The sequence below is a fragment of the Anoxybacillus mongoliensis genome (assembly GCF_014201515.1).
In the GTDB taxonomy this organism is placed as follows: domain Bacteria; phylum Bacillota; class Bacilli; order Bacillales; family Anoxybacillaceae; genus Anoxybacillus; species Anoxybacillus mongoliensis.
On record NZ_JACHEQ010000016.1, the window covers coordinates 36,366 to 55,643 of the forward strand.

Annotated in this window: 23 protein-coding genes, 1 rRNA gene and 2 other annotated features; all 24 genes read right to left on the reverse strand. The window is 40.6% G+C overall.

All coding sequences use genetic code 11. The features are described 5' to 3' along the window. Window positions 1–67: 67 nt before the first annotated feature. Complete coding sequence (locus HNR43_RS12380) at window positions 68–667, reverse strand: class I SAM-dependent methyltransferase (protein WP_183244223.1); 600 nt, start codon at window positions 665–667, stop codon at window positions 68–70. A gap of 87 nt (window positions 668–754) precedes the next feature. Continuing rightward, a complete protein-coding gene (gene rplL / locus HNR43_RS12385) occupies window positions 755–1,120 on the reverse strand; it encodes a 50S ribosomal protein L7/L12 (protein WP_003397647.1) in 366 nt (121 codons plus the stop codon). A 45-nt stretch (window positions 1,121–1,165) separates the two neighbouring features. Further along, window positions 1,166–1,666, reverse strand: coding sequence for a 50S ribosomal protein L10 (gene rplJ / locus HNR43_RS12390; protein WP_003397646.1), 501 nt, complete (start codon window positions 1,664–1,666; stop codon window positions 1,166–1,168). 42 nt (window positions 1,667–1,708) lie between these two features. Beyond that, window positions 1,709–1,854 (reverse strand) — a sequence feature (ribosomal protein L10 leader region). A 52-nt stretch (window positions 1,855–1,906) separates the two neighbouring features. Further along, window positions 1,907–2,608, reverse strand: a complete 702-nt coding sequence (rplA, locus tag HNR43_RS12395) for a 50S ribosomal protein L1 (protein ID WP_183244225.1) — start codon at window positions 2,606–2,608, stop codon at window positions 1,907–1,909. Between the two features lie 103 nt (window positions 2,609–2,711). Continuing rightward, window positions 2,712–3,137, reverse strand: coding sequence for a 50S ribosomal protein L11 (gene rplK, locus HNR43_RS12400; protein ID WP_003397643.1), 426 nt, complete (start codon window positions 3,135–3,137; stop codon window positions 2,712–2,714). A 151-nt stretch (window positions 3,138–3,288) separates the two neighbouring features. Next, window positions 3,289–3,822 carry a transcription termination/antitermination protein NusG gene (gene nusG / locus HNR43_RS12405; protein WP_183244227.1) on the reverse strand — a complete coding sequence of 178 codons (534 nt, stop codon included), beginning with the start codon at window positions 3,820–3,822 and terminating at the stop codon, window positions 3,289–3,291. 119 nt (window positions 3,823–3,941) lie between these two features. Beyond that, on the reverse strand, window positions 3,942–4,124 hold the full coding sequence (gene secE, locus HNR43_RS12410) for a preprotein translocase subunit SecE (RefSeq protein WP_032101432.1): 183 nt from the start codon (window positions 4,122–4,124) through the stop codon (window positions 3,942–3,944). A gap of 31 nt (window positions 4,125–4,155) precedes the next feature. After that, the gene (gene rpmG, locus HNR43_RS12415; RefSeq protein ID WP_183244229.1) at window positions 4,156–4,305 is read right to left on the reverse strand and encodes a 50S ribosomal protein L33; all 150 of its coding nucleotides are present in this window, start codon (window positions 4,303–4,305) and stop codon (window positions 4,156–4,158) included. Between the two features lie 63 nt (window positions 4,306–4,368). Beyond that, on the reverse strand, window positions 4,369–5,019 hold the full coding sequence (sigH, locus tag HNR43_RS12420) for an RNA polymerase sporulation sigma factor SigH (protein ID WP_035046894.1): 651 nt from the start codon (window positions 5,017–5,019) through the stop codon (window positions 4,369–4,371). Between the two features lie 67 nt (window positions 5,020–5,086). Further along, window positions 5,087–5,596 (reverse strand): NYN domain-containing protein, encoded by a 510-nt coding sequence (locus tag HNR43_RS12425; RefSeq protein WP_183244231.1) that lies wholly within the window; start codon window positions 5,594–5,596, stop codon window positions 5,087–5,089. 1 nt (window position 5,597) lies between these two features. Next, window positions 5,598–6,335 (reverse strand): 23S rRNA (guanosine(2251)-2'-O)-methyltransferase RlmB, encoded by a 738-nt coding sequence (gene rlmB / locus HNR43_RS12430; protein WP_183244233.1) that lies wholly within the window; start codon window positions 6,333–6,335, stop codon window positions 5,598–5,600. Window positions 6,336–6,337: 2 nt separating this feature from the next. After that, complete coding sequence (locus tag HNR43_RS12435; protein ID WP_183244235.1) at window positions 6,338–6,763, reverse strand: Mini-ribonuclease 3; 426 nt, start codon at window positions 6,761–6,763, stop codon at window positions 6,338–6,340. 4 nt (window positions 6,764–6,767) lie between these two features. Further along, window positions 6,768–8,165 carry a cysteine--tRNA ligase gene (cysS, locus tag HNR43_RS12440; RefSeq protein WP_183244237.1) on the reverse strand — a complete coding sequence of 466 codons (1,398 nt, stop codon included), beginning with the start codon at window positions 8,163–8,165 and terminating at the stop codon, window positions 6,768–6,770. After that, window positions 8,146–8,811 (reverse strand): serine O-acetyltransferase, encoded by a 666-nt coding sequence (gene cysE, locus HNR43_RS12445; protein ID WP_183244239.1) that lies wholly within the window; start codon window positions 8,809–8,811, stop codon window positions 8,146–8,148. Before cysE ends, cysS begins: the two co-directional genes overlap by 20 nt. Before the next feature lie 53 nt (window positions 8,812–8,864). Beyond that, window positions 8,865–9,086: a binding site (T-box leader), on the reverse strand. Window positions 9,087–9,128: 42 nt separating this feature from the next. Beyond that, window positions 9,129–10,589, reverse strand: coding sequence for a glutamate--tRNA ligase (gene gltX / locus HNR43_RS12450; RefSeq protein ID WP_183244241.1), 1,461 nt, complete (start codon window positions 10,587–10,589; stop codon window positions 9,129–9,131). Between the two features lie 63 nt (window positions 10,590–10,652). After that, window positions 10,653–11,135 carry a 2-C-methyl-D-erythritol 2,4-cyclodiphosphate synthase gene (gene ispF, locus HNR43_RS12455; RefSeq protein ID WP_183244243.1) on the reverse strand — a complete coding sequence of 161 codons (483 nt, stop codon included), beginning with the start codon at window positions 11,133–11,135 and terminating at the stop codon, window positions 10,653–10,655. Beyond that, window positions 11,135–11,821, reverse strand: a complete 687-nt coding sequence (ispD, locus tag HNR43_RS12460) for a 2-C-methyl-D-erythritol 4-phosphate cytidylyltransferase (RefSeq protein ID WP_183244245.1) — start codon at window positions 11,819–11,821, stop codon at window positions 11,135–11,137. The genes ispF and ispD overlap by 1 nt, the downstream gene beginning before the upstream one ends. Window positions 11,822–11,840: 19 nt before the next feature. Further along, entirely contained in the window at window positions 11,841–12,929 is a 1,089-nt protein-coding gene (locus tag HNR43_RS12465) for a PIN domain-containing protein (RefSeq protein ID WP_183244247.1), read from the reverse strand. Window positions 12,930–13,018: 89 nt separating this feature from the next. Beyond that, the gene (gene radA / locus HNR43_RS12470; RefSeq protein ID WP_183244249.1) at window positions 13,019–14,413 is read right to left on the reverse strand and encodes a DNA repair protein RadA; all 1,395 of its coding nucleotides are present in this window, start codon (window positions 14,411–14,413) and stop codon (window positions 13,019–13,021) included. Window positions 14,414–14,472: 59 nt separating this feature from the next. Then, window positions 14,473–16,905, reverse strand: coding sequence for an ATP-dependent protease ATP-binding subunit ClpC (gene clpC, locus HNR43_RS12475; protein WP_035046904.1), 2,433 nt, complete (start codon window positions 16,903–16,905; stop codon window positions 14,473–14,475). Window positions 16,906–16,925: 20 nt separating this feature from the next. Then, the gene (mcsB, locus tag HNR43_RS12480) at window positions 16,926–17,990 is read right to left on the reverse strand and encodes a protein-arginine kinase McsB (RefSeq protein WP_183244250.1); all 1,065 of its coding nucleotides are present in this window, start codon (window positions 17,988–17,990) and stop codon (window positions 16,926–16,928) included. After that, entirely contained in the window at window positions 17,983–18,537 is a 555-nt protein-coding gene (gene mcsA, locus HNR43_RS12485; RefSeq protein WP_183244252.1) for a protein-arginine kinase activator protein McsA, read from the reverse strand. The genes mcsB and mcsA overlap by 8 nt, the downstream gene beginning before the upstream one ends. A gap of 14 nt (window positions 18,538–18,551) precedes the next feature. Beyond that, window positions 18,552–18,962, reverse strand: a complete 411-nt coding sequence (locus HNR43_RS12490) for a CtsR family transcriptional regulator (protein ID WP_221248308.1) — start codon at window positions 18,960–18,962, stop codon at window positions 18,552–18,554. Window positions 18,963–19,186: 224 nt separating this feature from the next. Continuing rightward, window positions 19,187–19,278 (reverse strand): 5S ribosomal RNA (gene rrf / locus HNR43_RS12495); the annotation flags it as partial.

Genomic DNA, 19,278 nt, shown 5'->3' on the forward strand with positions numbered 1-19,278 from the left:
AGCATACATAAACTAAAAAAAATACACATTTAGCATTTTATAATGGTATCATACACAAAATTGGACGTCAAGCTTTTTGTGCTCGAATAATAAAGTAACCTTTCTTCTTTTCTACAACATCTACTTGATCAAAAATCGTTTTTAACTTTTCTAAAGCGGACGGAGCACCCTGTTTCTTTTGAATAACAACCCATAGTTGCCCACCAGAAAGCAAGTAGTTCGCACTTTGCTCAAAAATGGAATGAACGACTGCTTTTCCTGCACGAATCGGCGGGTTTGTCACGATCGATGCAAATACCCCTTCTACTCGATCAAATAAGTTACTTATGTAAATCCGGGCATTTTCAATACCATTTTGCTGTTTATTTTTCTTGGCTAACTCAATGGCTCGCTCATTCACATCGATCATATGCACCGTTCGATGCGGAAAATCTTTTGCTAGCGCTAAACCGATTGGCCCGTATCCACAGCCAACATCAAGAATATTTCCATGCACATCTGGTTCCATGAATGCTTCAATTAGTAACCTCGAACCGAAGTCGACCTCCTTTTTTGAAAATACACCTTGATCAACGGTAAATAAAAACTGATGACCTCGCAACGTATACGTCCATTGAAACGGCTTACTTTCTACAGCAGGTCGCTCCGTATAGTAGTGATCACTCATCACTCTCACCTCTCTTTCCTTCATTGTAAACGAACGCACATGAAAATACAAAAAAGCTCGCCACCTCGAGCGAGCTTTTTTATATCATTACTTGATTTCAACTTTCGCGCCAGCTTCTTCAAGTTTCGCTTTAATTTCTTCAGCTTCTTCTTTAGAAACGCCTTCTTTAACTGGCTTTGGAGTGTTGTCTACTAAGTCTTTCGCTTCTTTTAAGCCAAGACCAGTAAGTTCGCGTACAACTTTGATAACTTTGATTTTTTGCGCGCCGCCATCTGCAAGGATAACGTCGAATTCAGTTTTTTCTTCAGCAGCAGCACCAGCAGCAGCACCGCCAGCAACTACTACAGGAGCAGCAGCAGTTACACCAAATTCTTCTTCGATTGCTTTTACTAAGTCGTTTAGTTCTAAAACAGTCATATTTTTAACCGCTTCAATGATTTGTTCTTTAGTCATGATCGATCTTCCTCCTTAATGTTTTAATTTTAGGCGATTTGTAAATTAAGCACCTTGTTCTTCTTTTTTCTCAGCAACTGCTTTTGTAACAAGCGCAAAGTTGCGGATTGGTGCTTGAAGAACGCTAAGCAACATAGAGAGCAAGCCTTCGCGAGATGGAAGCTCTGCAAGCGCCTTAACTTCTTCAAACGTTGCTACGTTGCCTTCGATGATACCTGCTTTAATTTTTAACGCTTCGTTCTTTTTCGCGAATTCGTTTAAAATTTTCGCAGGAGCAACGACATCCTCATTGCTGAATGCAATTGCATTCGGACCTGTTAACGTTTCGTCTAAACCTTCTAAGCCTAACTCAGCAACAGCACGACGAGTTAATGTGTTTTTATACACTTTGAACTCGATGCCTGCTTCACGAAGTTGCTTACGAAGTTCTGTAACTTGAGCGACATTTAAACCACGGTAATCAACGATGATCGTTGATTTGCTCGCGCGAAGCTTTTCAGCAATCTCCGCTACTAGCTGCTGCTTTTGTTCAAGTACGCTGCTCATGTCAACACCTCCTGTAGAAGTTGAGTTTCGACACCACTTATACCGCCCAATAAAAAACCTCCATGTCAACGCAGACATGGAGGCCCCCGAAAAGTGCAAGATGCACTTATTTATGAGTCTCAACACCTCGGTAGGAAATTAAGCCTATATGAGGCACCTACTGTCTACGGTACAAATGATATTCGTTTTTCAAACAATAGATAGTATACTAAAGCGTTTCTAAAAAGTCAATATCTATAATTAGTTAGTAACAGCAACAGTAGAAGGATCTACTTTTACGCCAGGGCCCATTGTTGAAGCGACTGTTACGTTTTTCACGTATGTGCCCTTCGCCGCTGCTGGTTTCACTTTTAAGATTGTCTCATAAATTGTTGCAAAGTTTTCTACTAATTTTTCAGTATCAAATGATACTTTACCGATTGGCACGTGGATGTTTCCTGCTTTGTCAACGCGGTATTCCACTTTACCAGCTTTAATTTCATTGACCGCTTTCGCAACATCAAATGTAACTGTTCCTGTTTTAGGGTTTGGCATTAAGCCTTTTGGTCCTAAAATACGACCGATTTTACCTACTTCACCCATCATATCTGGAGTCGCAACGATCACATCAAACTCAAACCAACCTTGTTGAATCTTGTTGATGTAATCTGTATCGCCTACGTAATCTGCGCCTGCTGCTTCTGCTTCCTTCGCTTTTTCTCCTTTTGCAAGCACTAATACGCGACGTACTTTACCTGTACCGTGTGGTAATACAACCGCACCGCGAATTTGTTGATCTGCTTTCTTCGGATCAACTCCTAAACGGAAAGCAACTTCTACAGTTGCATCAAATTTTGCAACGTTTGTCTTTTTCACTAATTCGATCGCTTCTTTTACGCCGTATGCTTTGGAGCGATCAATTAATTTCGCTGCCTCTAAGTAACGTTTTCCTCTTTTTGGCATTTTTATTTCCTCCTTTTGTGGTTTTAACGGAAAGACCTCCCACGAATAAAGGTTGCGAAAACTATATAGTTCGCTTCCGCAACCTTCTCCAGCCAGATCTTCATTAATCTTCGATGACGATACCCATGCTACGCGCTGTTCCTTCGATCATGCGCATAGCTGCTTCAATGCTCGCCGCGTTTAAGTCTGGCATTTTTGTTTCAGCAATCTCGCGCACTTTGTCGCGCTTTACTGTTGCCACTTTATTACGGTTTGGCTCACCAGAACCAGACTCGATACCAGCCGCTTTTTTAAGTAATACAGCAGCAGGCGGAGTTTTCGTAATAAATGTAAATGAACGGTCTTCATATACCGTAATTTCAACAGGAATAATTAAACCTGCTTGATCAGCTGTACGAGCGTTGAATTCTTTACAGAATCCCATGATGTTAACACCAGCTTGACCTAATGCTGGACCGACTGGTGGTGCTGGATTCGCTTTCCCTGCAGGAATTTGCAATTTGACAACTTTAATTACTTTTTTAGCCACGAGACACACCTCCTTAAGTCCGTGATGTGGTATTAGGGATATTCCCTCCCACTCCATATATGAAAACAATCATCGCATTCGTCTCAATGATTGAGACATACTGACCTTAAAATATTATCACTTTTCTTGCTCATTTGCAAGTTGTTTACTATTATATTTTTTCAATTTGTGAAAAGTCAAGCTCTACTGGTGTTTCACGTCCAAACATGTCAACGAGCACAGTCACTTTTTGCTTATCCATTTCGATTTCTTGGATCGTTCCAACAAAATTCGCAAACGGACCTTCCTTAATGCGCACAGCTTCATGTAATTCGAAATCAAAGTCTAATTCGATCAAATCAACGCCCATTCGTTTTAAAATCGCAGAAACTTCTTCTTCCAAAAGTGGCGTCGGCTTCGACCCAGCACCGGCTGAACCAACAAACCCCGTTACCCCCGGCGTATTACGAACGACATACCAAGAGTCGTCTGTCATAATCATTTCGACGAGTACGTAACCTGGAAAAACTTTCTTTTTAACAACTTTCTTTTTGCCGCCTTTTGTGTCTGTTTCTTCCTCCTCAGGCACAACGACGCGAAAAATTTTATCTTGCATACCCATCGACTCAACACGCTTTTCTAAGTTCGTTTTTACTTTATTTTCATAACCCGAGTACGTATGAATAACATACCAATTCTTTTCCATTCGCTGGGACGATATCGTCCTTCCCTCCCTGAACAAATCTTTTTTAGGCAAAATAAAAACCCGTTACCGGGCTTTATTTCTTGTTTGTTATCTTTCATTATACCATGGATATACTACTACTATTCAAGTATAAAACGAACTAACTCTGAAATTCCTAAGTCAATAACAGCAAAAAATACAGTGAAAAATGCCACTGTCGCTAAAACGGTAATCGTATAGTTCACTAGCTCTTTTCGTTTTGGCCAGCTGACTTTTTTCATCTCGCGAACAACTTCGCGGAAAAATTTCGTTACTCGTTGCATAGGAAACCCTCCAACATCTCGGGATCATCAACTACTTCGTTTCGCGGTGAATCGTATGCGTATGGCATGTTTTACAAAATTTTTTCATCTCTAGTCGCTCATGGTGATGAGCTATATTTTTCATCGTTGAATAATTTCGGCTTAAACATTGGCTACACGCTAAAATAACTTTTTGGCGCATACGTTTTCCTCCGGGATACTACGTCTTAAAAACTGTATCATACAATATTTTTTTATGTCAATATTATAAACGAATTCCTTGAATTTCTACATACTTTTCTAATTTGCGTTTCACGCGTTGCAATGCATTGTCAATGGATTTCACATGACGATTGAGCTCTTCCGAAATTTCTTGATATGATCGACCTTCTAAATAAAGGAGAAGCACTTTCCTCTCTAAATCGCTAAGTAGTTCGGTCATCTTCTCTTCAATATGATCGAACTCTTCTCTATTGATAATTAGCTCTTCAGGGTTTGTGATTTTCGTTCCAGAAAGAACGTCCATTAATGTACGGGCAGAATCATCTTCGTAAATCGGCTTGTCCAATGAAACATAGCAATTAAGTGGAATATGTTTCTGTCGCGTAGCCATTTTAATAGCTGTAATCATTTGCCGAGTAATACATAACTCCGCAAACGCCTTAAACGAAGACTGCTTATCTTCTTTAAAATCTCGAATTGCTTTATATAACCCAATCATTCCTTCTTGCACAATATCTTCGCGATCTGCACCGACTAAAAAATATGAACGTGCTTTCGCTCGGACAAAATTTTTATACTTATGAATTAAATAATCAAGCGCTTCACTATCACCTTGGTGTACGAGTTCTACAATCATTTCATCTTCTAGTTGTTCGTAACGGCTTTGTTGTTTTTCGTTTGCATTTGCGCTCACGCCGATCCCCCCGCCCTGCACATGGATAAAAGTATTATACAGTACATTTTTTTACAGGGTCAATCGTTCATTTTTCCCCTCTTCGCCATTTTTCGAAAATTTTTGCGACTTCATCTGTCAGAGGAATTTTTGATATCGGCTTTTTTTGTTGAATATGCTTGACGTTCGTTGAAATATTTCGCTGCACCGCATCCACTTCAATGAGTAGCTCCCGAGCTGATTTGCGTAACGCTCCTTGACCAAAAATCGCCCATTGTTCTGTATAGTCTGACGTAGCGACATATACTTTTGTCCGAACTTGCTGGAGCGATTTCGCCAATTTCTCGATATGTTCATCAGCCGTTTCGTTTTCCTTTGTGAAAATGACCTCTACTTGATGATCGACATATTTTTTTGTTGTTCCTTGTACGAGGTGTGCGTCGAAAACAATAATGACTTTACAACCAGTAAACGCTTGATATTCGGCCATTTTCTCGACAAGTCGGTCGCGCGCTAAAGCTAAATCCGCATCACGTAGTTCTCGCAATTCCGGCCAAGCACCGATGATGTTGTAGCCATCAACGATTAAAATGTCCATTCTACTCACCTAATGGATGACGCTTTCGGTACACCTCATACATTAGCAAGCTCGCCGCAACAGAAGCATTTAATGATGTGACATGTCCAATCATTGGCAAGCGAACGAGCACATCACATTTATCTCGTAATAAACGGCTTATTCCTTTCCCTTCACTACCAATAACTAGGGCTAACGGAATAACCCCATCAAGTTGACGATAATCTTCATTTCCTTTTGCATCTGTTCCAAAAATCCAAACTCCCCGCTCTTTTAATTCATCTACTGTTCGCGCTAAGTTTGTTACACGCACAACAGGCACATATTCAATCGCACCCGTGGACGCTTTCGCTACCGTTGCAGTTAAACCGACCGAGCGACGCTTCGGGATAATAATGCCATGAGCGCCTACTGCATCAGCTGTTCGCATAATCGATCCTAAATTGTGTGGATCTTCAAGTTCATCTAGAATAATAAAAAATGGTGCTTCCCCTTGCTCTTCTGCCTTTTTAAATAAATCGTCTATATCATAGTATCGATATGCAGCGACTTGTGCAATGACTCCTTGATGATTGCCCTCACTTAATTGATCCATCTTTTTTTTAGGAACATATTGTACTGTAATACCCATCTCTTTTGCGAGCTGAATGATCGATTGTATTTGACCACGTTGGGAGCCTTCAGCAATCCATATTTTATTCATTTCTCGCCCGGATTTTAATGCTTCTAACACGGGGTTTCTACCAATAATGAGATCCATGATTACATCCTCCTTTCTTCATCATTGCGATGTACGTCTAATGCCCACCGTATTAATTGATGGAGACGTTCTTCATTTCCACTTAAAAAATGGTAACCAATTAACGCTTCGAATCCTGTGCTTTGACGATATGTTTGTACGTCTGTATTTTTCGGGGTACTCCCTGATTTTGCATTACGACCTCTTCGAACAATAGCCACTTCCTGTTCAGAAAGCTGGTTATGATTGAGCAACCATTGCAACACTTGTGATTGCGCTTTAGCACAAACGTATGTTTTTGCTAGGTTGTGTAAATCGTTTGGTTTTACTTTCCCTAAGGTAAGGAGGTGATGCCGTACGAATAATTCGTATACGGCATCACCAATATAAGCTAACGTTAAACCGTTTAACTGTTCAAAATCCTTAATTTTGTTAAACAAATGTAACATCGTCTTATCCTCTTCTCCATCTCGTTCCTTGTGGTGTATCTTCTAGAACAATGTTTTTTGCCTTTAATTCATCACGAATACGGTCAGCTAAAGCGAAATCGCGATTTTTCCGCGCTTCAATTCGCTGTTGGATAAGCGCTTCAATTTCTTCATCAAGTAATTCATCTTGTTGTAAAGAAAGGCCTAGCACATCAAAAAGCTGTTCAAATTGTTGTAAAAATGATTGAATAACCTGTTTCGATGTATGCTTTTCCATTAAGTATACATTTGCCTGTTTCGCTAATTCAAACAAAATAGCGATCCCGTTTGCTGTATTAAAATCATCATCCATTTCGCGAATAAACTCGTCTCTTAGTCCTCCAATTTTCGCTAGCCATTGTTCATCATTCGTCGTTAAATTCGTGCTGCTTTCTAAACGATGTTTTAAGTTCGCATAAGCTGTCTTTAAGCGTTCCAATCCGCTTTTTGCACTTTCAAGTAAAGGTTGGCTATAGTTGATTGGATGACGATAATGAACTGAAAGCATAAAGAAACGTAACACTTGCGGATCAACTTGCTTAATAATGTCGTGCACTAAAATAAAGTTCCCAAGGGATTTCGACATTTTTTCATTATCGATATTAATGTAACCGTTATGCAACCAATATTTCGCAAAAGGCTTTCCTGTTAGCGCTTCAGACTGAGCAATTTCATTTTCGTGGTGTGGAAACGTTAAATCTTGTCCCCCAGCATGAATATCAATCGTATCCCCTAAATATTTACGTACCATAGCAGAGCATTCAATATGCCAGCCTGGACGCCCTTTCCCCCATGGGCTATCCCAGTAAATTCCACCTTCTTTCGCCGCTTTCCAGAGCGCAAAATCAAGAGGATCTTCTTTTTTCTCACCAATTTCAATCCGAGCACCTGATTTTAGTTCGTCAATTGATTGATGGGATAATTTACCATAATCTGAGAAGCGGCGCGTTCGATAATATACATCACCGTCAACTTCATACGCATACCCTTTTTCAATGAGTTGTTCAATAAATTGGATAATCGCATCCATGTTTTCTGTCACTCGTGGATGAACGTCTGCTTTTTTGCAGCCAAGCGCTGTAATATCTTCAAAGTATGCTTCAATGAAACGTTCTGCAATGGTCGGTACATCTTCTCCTAATTCTTTTGCTGCGCGAATGAGTTTATCGTCTACATCTGTGAAATTCGAGACGTATTGCACTTCATATCCACGAAATTGTAAGTAACGTCGAATCGTATCAAACACAATGGCCGGGCGAGCGTTGCCAATGTGAATGTAGTTGTATACTGTCGGACCGCATACATACATTTTCACTTTATTTGGTTCTAACGGAACAAATGTCTCCTTCTTTCGCGTTAACGTATTATACACTTGAATGCTCATGGTTCACCGTTCCTTTCTTTAGTTCTTCTAATTGTGCTTTTAGTTGTCCGATTTCTGCTTCTAACTCTTTAAAACGATCTGCAATCGGATCCGGCAAATCACAATGATTTAAATCTTTATTCACACGCACGCCATTTTGTACAACGACGCGACCTGGAATTCCGACGACCGTTGAGTTTGGTGGGACGTCTTTCAATACGACCGATCCTGCCCCAATTTTACTGTTCTCCCCAACAGTAATCGAACCAAGTACCTTTGCACCAGTAGCAATCAAACAATTGTCTTTAATTGTCGGATGGCGTTTCCCTTTCTCTTTTCCAGTTCCGCCGAGTGTAACACCTTGATACACCGTCACATTATCACCGATCTCGCACGTCTCTCCAATCACAACCCCCATGCCATGATCGATGAAAAAGCGGCGACCAATTTTTGCCCCTGGATGAATTTCAATGCCCGTAAAAAAGCGACTAATTTGTGAAATGAGGCGTGCTAAAAAATAAAATTTTCGCTTATAAAGCGCGTGGGCAATGCGGTGCGCCCAAATGGCATGTAAACCTGAGTACGTTAAAATAACTTCTAAATAACTTCTTGCTGCCGGATCTTGTTCGAAAATCACTTCAATGTCTTCTTTTAGTGTTTTAAACATGCTGTTCCCCCCTTTGTTATCTTTCAAACAAAAAGCGTCTCTGTGTACAATGACACAGAGACGCTTCGTTGCGCGGTTCCACTCTGTTTAGCCTTTAAGGCTCACTCTTGCCCTTATAACGGAAGGGAATCCGCTCCATTCTACTACAGAACGTCTCTGGTTCGAAAGGAGACTCCGAGGTGCATTTCAAAAGAATCAAACATAAACCACTTCCAGCCAAGGTGGTTCTCTCTGACATGCTGATTCTTTTTACTTCTCCTCATCAACGCTTTCACCGATATGACTTACACCTATTTTATTATATAAACAAGGAAATGTTAACGAATGAATTGAGTTAATCGGGACAGCACCGTTTCTTTTCCGAGCAAACGAATCGCCTCTGGAAGTTCTGGTCCATGCGTTTGCCCTGTAACCGCTACGCGAATTGGCATAAATAAGTTTTTCCCTTTTTGTCCCGTTTCTTTTTGTACCGCTTTAATCGCCATTTTAATGTGGTCACTATCAAACGTTGCAAGCTGCTCCACTTGCTCATAAAATGCTTTTAACACAATCGGTACTTGCTCACCTGCTAAAACAGCTTTTGCCTCTTCATCATACTCGATTTCCTGTTTAAAGAACAACTCTGATAGCTCAACAATTTCAGCACCGTAACTCATTTGCTCTTGATATAGTGCAATTAGATCACGCGCCCATTGCTTTTGTTGATCAGTCATTTGCTCCGGCAAACGCCCTGCTCGAATTAAATGAGGGAGCGATAGTTCAACTAACCGATCCAAATCAAGTTTTTTGATATATTGGTTGTTCATCCATGTGAGCTTTTGTTTATCAAACATCGATGGCGATTTTGATAAGCGGGAAACATCAAACATGCGAATAAGTTCTTCTTTCGTGAAAATTTCTTCTTCTCCTTCTGGCGACCAACCTAATAGTGCAAAAAAGTTAAACATCGCTTCTGGTAAATATCCAAGTTCTTTATATTGAGAAACGAATTGAATAATTGACTCATCGCGCTTCGATAACTTTTTACGATTTTCATTTACAATCAACGTTAAATGTGCATATTTTGGTGGCTCCCAACCAAAATATTCATACACCATTAGCTGCTTCGGTGTGTTTGATAAATGCTCTTCACCGCGAAATACATGTGTAATTTTCATGAGATGATCATCAATGACAACAGCGAAGTTATACGTTGGGATACCATTCGCTTTGACGATCACCCAATCGCCAATATCTTTCGATTCAAACGATACGCGACCGCGCACCATATCTTCAAATTCATACACTTTTCCTTCTGGCACTTTTAAACGAATCGTATATGGTTTCCCCTCTGCTTCAAGCTGTGCGACTTGCTCTGGCGTTAGGTGACGGCATTTGCCGCTATACTGTGGCGCTGCAATACCTGCCGCTTTCTGTGCTTCACGCTCTTGTTCTAGTTCCTCAGGTGTACAAAAACATTTATATGCATGTCCTTTTTCTAACAATTCGTTTGTATATTGGCGATATATGTGCAGACGCTCCGTTTGACGATAAGGACCGTATCCCCCATCTTTATCGACCGATTCATCATATTCAATACCAAGCCATTTCAAGTTTTCGAGTTGTGACTGTTCGCCACCTTCTACATTGCGCTCAATATCTGTATCTTCAATGCGAACGATAAATTTTCCATGATGATGACGAGCAAACAAATAGTTAAATAACGCTGTGCGCGCACCACCAATATGTAAATGACCCGTCGGACTCGGCGCGTAGCGCACCCTTACTTCCTGTGACATGTCATGACCTCCATCTACCTAATTTCTGTACCCCATTGTACCGTAAACGCCATACAAAATCCATCATTCATTGTTTTTTTGTAACAAAACAACGGCTTGTGCGGCAATTCCTTCTTCTCTCCCTGTAAATCCAAGCTTTTCCGTCGTCGTCGCCTTTACGTTAACTTGTGAAACGTTTCCTTCTAATAATTCAGCAATTCTTTTTTGCATGTTTGGGATATATGGAGCCATTTTTGGTTTTTGAGCAATAATCGTACAGTCAATATTGACAAGCGTATACCCATGTTGACGCACAAGCTCCCATACACGTTGTAAAAGAATAGCAGAGTCAGCATCTTTGTATGCTTTATCTGTGTCAGGGAAATGCTTCCCAATATCGCCTTCACCGATAGCTCCTAAACAAGCATCAGCAATTGCATGTAACAGCACATCCGCATCGGAATGTCCAAGCAGTCCTTTCTCATACGGAATATTGATTCCACCAATAATAAGCGGCCGCCCTTCAGCAAACTGATGGACATCAAACCCTTGTCCAATTCGATACATCATTGATCCCCTCTCGCACGTAAAATAGCCTCTGCAAATAATAAATCTTCTGGTGTTGTAAGTTTAATGTTCGTATATTCGCCTTCTACAACGACGACGCGATGACCGATCCGCTCAACAAGACTTGCATCATCTGTTCCGATAAACTGTTCTTTTTTTGCGCGCTCATGAGCGTCGAGAATTAATGGCATGGAAAAAGCTTGTGGCGTTTGTACAGCCCACAAGCTCGATCGATCGACCGTTTTTTGAACATGGCCATCGATCACCTGTTTCATCGTATCCTTGACAGGAACAGCGAGCACGGCTGCTCCCGTCTCTTTTGCAACCTGAACAAGTTCGTGAATTTTTTTGATTGTTACAAACGGACGCGCACCATCATGGATGAGCACAATATGGCCATCATTCACCGCTTGTAATCCATTGTAGACGCTCTCTTGTCTTTCTTCCCCCCCTGAAACGAGGGTTTTCACTTTTTTTATTTCAAAATAACGAAGCATACGAACAAATTGCTCACGTTCTTGATTATTAATAACTAATACAATGCCTTGACATGAATCATCTCTTTCAAATACACGTAACGTATGAATAATAACGGGTACTCCTTCAAGCTCAATAAACTGTTTGTTTATTCCTGCATTCATTCGTCTTCCTTGGCCAGCTGCCGGTATAACGACATGGTAATTCATTTCCCTATCTCCTAACAGCTCATAATGCTTTTTCAAGTAGTTTTAATTTGGCAAAAATCATTCTTCCAGCCGAAGTTTGTAAGACGCTCGTCACAAGCACATCAACTCGTTTTCCGATGTAGTCTTTTCCGTCCTCTACAACGATCATCGTTCCATCATCTAGATAAGCAACACCTTGATTTTGTTCTTTTCCGTCTTTAATGACGTGAACATTCAATTCTTCCCCTGGAAGAACGATCGGTTTCACTGCGTTCGCTAAATCGTTAATATTTAATACCGGAACATTTTGCAACTCACATACTTTATTTAAATTAAAATCGTTTGTAACAACCACGCCTGATGTCAATTGAGCCAATTTGACAAGCTTACTGTCGACTTCTTGAATTCCTTCAAAATCGCCTTCATATATCTCAACGTTAATGGCTAACTCTTTTTGGATACGATTTAAAATATCTAGACCTCTTCTTCCACGATTTCTTTTTAGTGCATCCGAAGAATCGGCGATATGTTGCAATTCTTCGAGAACAAACCTTGGAATGACAATCGTCCCTTCCAAAAAGCCCGTTTGACAAATATCCGCAATACGACCGTCAATGATAACACTCGTATCTAAAATTTTTAGCGATTTCCCCTTTTTTTCTTCTTCCTCGCTGCCTTTTTTCTTTCCACTTCGATTCGGTAAAGAAAATAGATTCATTAGCTCATCGCGTTTTTTAAATCCGACTTGAAATCCTAAATAACCTAGCAATAGCGTAAGAAAAATCGGCAACATTGTGTTAACAAACGGAAATTGAATCGACTTTAACGGAATGACAACTAAAAAGGCAACAATGAGCCCAAAAATTAAACCGAGACTCCCGAATAATAAGTCTGTTACAGGTGCTTTGACTAACGTTTCTTCCATCCAATGAATAAGTCCAACCACATGATCGACTAACCAAAACGTGAGAAGGAATACGATGATCGCACCAACTGGGGCGGCTACATATGGGCTATCGACATAAGGAAGATCGTTTAGATGCAATAGTTTTAACAAAGTAGGAAAGAAAATAATTCCTAACATTCCCCCAGTAATTAAAAAAGATGCTTGCACAATTCGTTTTAACACGTTTTTCACCTCCTCTATTACATTATAAACAGTTTCCAATGTTTGAAACCAATCTGAACATCATTTTTAATTATTTTTTAATGGTTTTGTTAAAATATTGGGCGATTTTTCCCTTCCCCTAATGCATAATATAACGCCTCTTCTACATTAGTTACCCCAATAACTTCAACACCTTTTGGAATGTTCCAACCGCTGACGTTGCTTTTCGGAATAATAATACGCTGAAAGCCAAGTTTAGCAGCTTCCTGCACGCGCTGTTCAATGCGAGATACACGACGCACTTCACCTGTCAATCCGACCTCTCCGATCACAACGTCTGTATGGTTTGTTGGTTGATCACGAAAACTAGATGCAATGCTTACCGCAATTGCTAAGTCAATCGCAGGTTCGTCTAACTTTATGCCACCAGCCACTTTTAAATAGGCATCTTGGTTTTGAAGAAGTAGGCCGACCCTTTTTTCAAGCACCGCCATTAGTAAAGACACTCGATTGTGATCTATTCCTGTTGCCATTCGACGCGGCGTTCCAAAACTTGTCGGTGATACTAATGCTTGAATTTCCACTAACACAGGTCTTGTACCTTCCATGGAAGCGACAACCGTTGACCCTGCCGCACCTTTTGAACGCTCTTCTAAAAAGATTTCTGATGGGTTTTTGACTTCTGTAAGCCCCATTTCTTTCATTTCGAAAATACCGATTTCATTTGTGGAACCAAATCGATTTTTCACCGCCCGTAAAATGCGATACGTATGATGACGCTCTCCCTCAAAATATAATACAGTATCAACCATATGTTCTAAAATGCGCGGCCCTGCAAGCGCACCTTCTTTTGTAACATGCCCAACTATAAAAATCGCAATGCCTTTTGTTTTAGCTAGTCTCATCAACTCTGCCGTACATTCACGGACTTGCGAAACACTTCCTGGAGCTGATGTAATTTCTGATCGATATATTGTTTGAATCGAGTCAATGACGACAAAAGCCGGCTTCATCTCATCTATCGTTTGGATAATATGTTCTAAATTTGTCTCAGATAAAACATATAAATGTTCAGCTGTCACATCTAACCGTTCAGCACGCAACTTCGTTTGTTTTACCGATTCTTCTCCGGAAATATATAACACAGGGTGTGTATCACTTGCGAGTTGAGCACAAATTTGTAACAACAACGTCGATTTCCCAATACCCGGATCCCCACCGATCAAAACAAGAGAACCACGAACAATTCCGCCTCCTAACACGCGATTAAACTCCGTAAACTTCGTATCAATTCTCGGTTCCTGCGTCGTTTCTACTGTCGTAATCGATACAGGTTTAGCTGCTATCCCTTCTGTATGCACAAATAGTGCTCGGTTATGATGTTTTACAACCTCTGTTTCTTCGACCATCGCATTCCATGAATCACACCCTGGACATTTTCCCATCCACTTCGCCGTCTCATATCCACAGTGTTGACAAACGAATTTCGTTTTCCGTTTAACCATGATTCCATTCCTTTCATGATGAAAAACAAGGTATGCGTGTAAGCATACCTTGTTTTTTGTTATTTTACTGTCTCTTTTGTTAACACAACAAACTGACCGTCTTTTACATCCATGACAACTTTTTGTCCGCTGCTAATCGTTCCTTTTAACAATTCTTCAGATAAACGGTCTTCAACATGTTTTTGAATCGCTCGACGCAATGGGCGTGCACCGTATTCTAAGTCATAACCTTCTTCCGCTAATTTCTCAATCGCTGCATCCGTTAACTCTAAATCAATTTGTTGTTCTTGTAGACGTTTTTTCAGTTGCTCAACCATTAGTGATACAATTTCCTTCAAATGTTTCTTCTCAAGGGAATGGAACACAATAATTTCGTCAATTCGGTTTAAAAATTCCGGACGGAACGCTTTCTTCAACTCGTCCATCACTTTCCCTTTCATATCTTTGTACTGTTGGCTCTCGTCTTGCACATTAAAACCAACGTACTTATTTCTCTTCAACGCATCCGCACCAACGTTTGATGTCATAATAATGATCGTATTTCGGAAATCAACTGTCCGTCCTTTCGAATCCGTTAAACGTCCATCTTCTAACACTTGCAATAAAATGTTAAACACATCTGGATGTGCTTTTTCAATCTCATCTAATAAAATGACAGAATACGGCTTGCGACGAACTTTTTCTGTTAATTGTCCACCTTCTTCATAACCAACATATCCTGGAGGCGAACCGACAAGGCGAGATGTCGAATGTTTCTCCATATATTCAGACATGTCGATTCGAATCATCGCATCTTCATCACCGAACATCGCTTCCGCAAGCGCACGTGCCAATTCCGTTTTCCCTACACCCGTTGGACCGAGGAAAATAAACGAACCGATTGGACGTTTTGGATCTTTTAATCCAGCGCGTGCGCGACGAACCGCTTTTGCAACTGCTTTTACAGCTTCTTCTTGTCCGATCACACGGGAATGCAGAATCTCTTCTAGCTTTAATAATCGTTCGGTTTCTGTTTGAGCTAATTTGGAGACTGGGATTCCCGTCCAACTTGATACAACAGCTGCAATATCCTCCACAGTCACTTCTGAGTTTTCTTGACCTTGTTTTTCTTTCCATGCTCGTTTTGTTTCTTCAAGCTGTTCGCGCAGTTTTTGTTCCGCATCTCGTAACGATGCTGCTTTTTCAAACTCTTGGCTTTGCACTGCCGCATCTTTTTCTTTGCGAATTTCCTCGAGTTTTTGCTCGAGCTCTTTTAAATTCGGTGGGGTTGTAAACGAACGTAAACGTACTTTCGAACACGCTTCATCAATTAAGTCGATTGCTTTATCTGGTAAAAATCGATCCGAGATGTAACGATCTGAAAGTTTTACAGCCTGCTCAATCGCCTCATCTGAAATAGAGACGCGATGATGAGCTTCATAACGATCGCGTAGTCCTTTTAAAATTTGGATTGATTCCTCAACTGTTGGTTCACCAACATGAATAGGTTGGAAACGTCTTTCTAACGCAGCATCTTTTTCAATATATTTTCGGTATTCATCTAATGTTGTTGCCCCAATACATTGCAACTCCCCACGCGCAAGGGACGGTTTTAAAATATTTGATGCATCAATCGCTCCTTCCGCACCACCGGCTCCGATGAGCGTATGCAATTCATCAATAAACAAAATGATGTTGCCTGCTTGGCGAATTTCATCCATCACTTTTTTCAAACGATCTTCAAATTCACCACGATATTTTGTACCTGCAACGACCGTTCCCATATCGAGCGTCATCACGCGCTTATCGCGAAGGGTCTCTGGCACCTCGTTATTGACAATTTGTTGAGCTAGTCCTTCGGCGATGGCCGTTTTCCCTACACCTGGCTCCCCGATTAAAACAGGGTTATTTTTCGTTCTACGGCTTAACACTTCAATGACACGTTGAATTTCTTTACTTCTTCCAATGACAGGATCTAAACCACCTTCACGTGCGATCGCTGTTAAATCGCGAGCTAAACTGTCTAACGTTGGCGTATTCGCATGCGTTGTTCCCCCATGATGTCCTGAAGCAGACTCATTGCTTCCTAATAGTTGAAGTACTTGTTGACGAGCTTTATTTAAGCTTACCCCTAAATTGTTTAAAACGCGAGCGGCTACACCTTCTCCTTCTCGAATAAGACCGAGCAAAATATGTTCTGTGCCAACGTAAGAATGCCCAAGTTTCCTAGCTTCATCCATCGACAATTCAATCACTTTTTTGGCACGAGGTGTGTAATGAATCGTTTGCCCCACTTCATTTCCGCGCCCAATGAGGGATTCTACTTCTTTTTGGATTTTATCTGGTCCTAATCCGAGCGCCATAAGCGCTTTTGCTGCAATTCCTTCCCCTTCTCGAATAAGACCAAGCAAAATGTGCTCTGTCCCAATATTGTTATGTCCTAATCGAACAGCTTCTTCTTGTGCTAGTGCTAACACCTTTTGTGCCCGTTCTGTAAAACGTCCGAACATCATTTTCATCAACCTCCTTTAATTCACTTCCATTGGTATAATCGTTCACGAATAAGCGATGCACGACGCACATCCCGTTCTTGCGGGCGTAATGCACCACCAGCATATTTTTGTAAAAAGCCGGGCTGCGTCAAAATCATTAGCTCTGTTAAAATTGTTTTTGGCACGTTCGTAATATATCCGAGATCAATGCCTAACCGTACATCAGATAAACATTGGGCAGCTTCTTTTGAACCGATGATTCGACTGTTCGTTAACACACCGTAAGAACGATATACCCTATCTTCTAATTGTATGTTAGAAGTTTTGACTAATGCCTCACGTGCCATTCGTTCTTGTTCAATTAATTGACGAACAACCCCTGTCAAGTCTTCAACAATATCCTCTTCACTTTTTCCTAATGTAATTTGGTTTGAGATTTGAAAAATGTTTCCTAACGCTTCACTACCTTCTCCATACGTGCCACGAACAACTAGACCAAGCTGATTAATTGCAGGAATAATTTGATTCATTTGCTGCGTTAACACAAGGCCTGGCAAATGCATCATAACAGATGCGCGCAGTCCTGTTCCGACATTCGTAGGGCAACTCGTCAAATAACCGTACTTTTCATCAAAAGCATAGTCAATGTGTTGTTCAATCCAATCATCTAAGGCATTGGCCACTTTCAATGCTTCTTTCAACTGAAAACCAGCAAACAAACATTGAATACGAATATGATCTTCCTCATTGATCATAATACTTGCTTCTTCTTGCTCTGATAATAAACATGCACCAAATGTACAATCCTCAGCTAAATGAGGGCTGATCAAGTGCTTTTCAACTAACACACGCTTGTCAATAGTTTGTAATTCATTCATTTTTAATAAGACGAAAGGACCAAGATTACCGAAACGCTTTTGCGAAAACAAATGTTCAAACAGTTGAACAATTTGCATAGCCTCTTCATTTGTAAATACGGTCGGAAAAGAATATTGTTTCATATTTCTCGCCAAACGAATACGGCTGCTTAACACAATATCAGAATCTGGTCCCTCTTCGTTCATCCATGGACTGAGAGCGCGTTGAAAAAACAAATGTTCATTCATATAATGAAGCGCCCCCTCCCGCATTTAATTTTGCCTCCAGTTCTCGTATTTGATCACGCACTTCAGCAGCTTTCTCGAATTGTTCTTTAGCAATAAGCTCCTGTAACATTTGTTTCAACTGTCCGATTTGCTTACGGACGTACAACGTACCCCCTACTCGCTTCGGAATTTTTCCTTCATGTGCTACATGTCCTCCATGTAATTTTCGAAAAATAGGTGGTAAATGATTGCGAAACGTTTCATAACAACTCGCACAACCAAAACGACCGACTTTAACAAATTGGGCGTATGTCATTTTACAACGCTCGCATTGTAATATATGTTCGTTGTGAAAAGAGGGAGCTTTTGGTTCTTTCAGTGATGCATCCATATTTAATAGCCCTGCAATTAAATTATTAATTGAAAAAGCGCCTTGATGTGGGAACATAAACATTTCACCTTTTTCATGAGCGCACTGTTCACAAAGATGAATTTCTGTTTTTTCCCCATTAACAATTTTAGTGAAATGAAGCGTTGCTGGCCGTTGATTACACTCTTGACATATCAAAGTGTTCACCCTCTCTACATATACTTTAAAGATGTCAGCATCGCTTTTAATATGCGCGCACGCAGCTCATCACGATGAGGAAGGTCAATAGACAGAACCGTGCGATCAATAATGCTTAACATCATATTCGCTTCTCGTTTTGAAATTACCTTTTCATCCAATAAGCGTTGAATAATATGTTCTCCATTTGTTTGGCTAATTCGGTCTTGAACAAGCGACAATAAATGGTCAACAAGCTGAGAGGCACTTTGAGTCTTCACTTTCATTATGCGGATATAACCACCGCCTCCTCGTTTACTCTCAACAATGTACCCTCTTTCTAATGTAAACCGTGTATTAATGACATAGTTAATTTGAGAAGGAACACACTGAAACTTGTCTGCAATTTCGCTGCGCTTAATCTCAACGATATCTTTTCCGCTCATATTTAATACTTGCTTTAAATACTGCTCAATGACATCAGAGATATTCCTCACATAATCCCTCCTCTGTTGTCAGTTGACTTTGACTATATTTGACTTTAATTTTAATATATACGGATTTCTTCAAAAATGCAAGGATTCCCTTCTTTTTCTCATATATTTTCCCCATTGCATTTATTCAATAAAACAAAAAGACCAAGACAATTTTTGTCTTGGTCTTTTTGTTTGCCCGGCAACGTCCTACTCTCGCAGGCGGTGTCCCGCCAACTACCATCGGCGCTGGAGAGCTTAACTTCCGTGTTCGGGATGGGAACGGGTG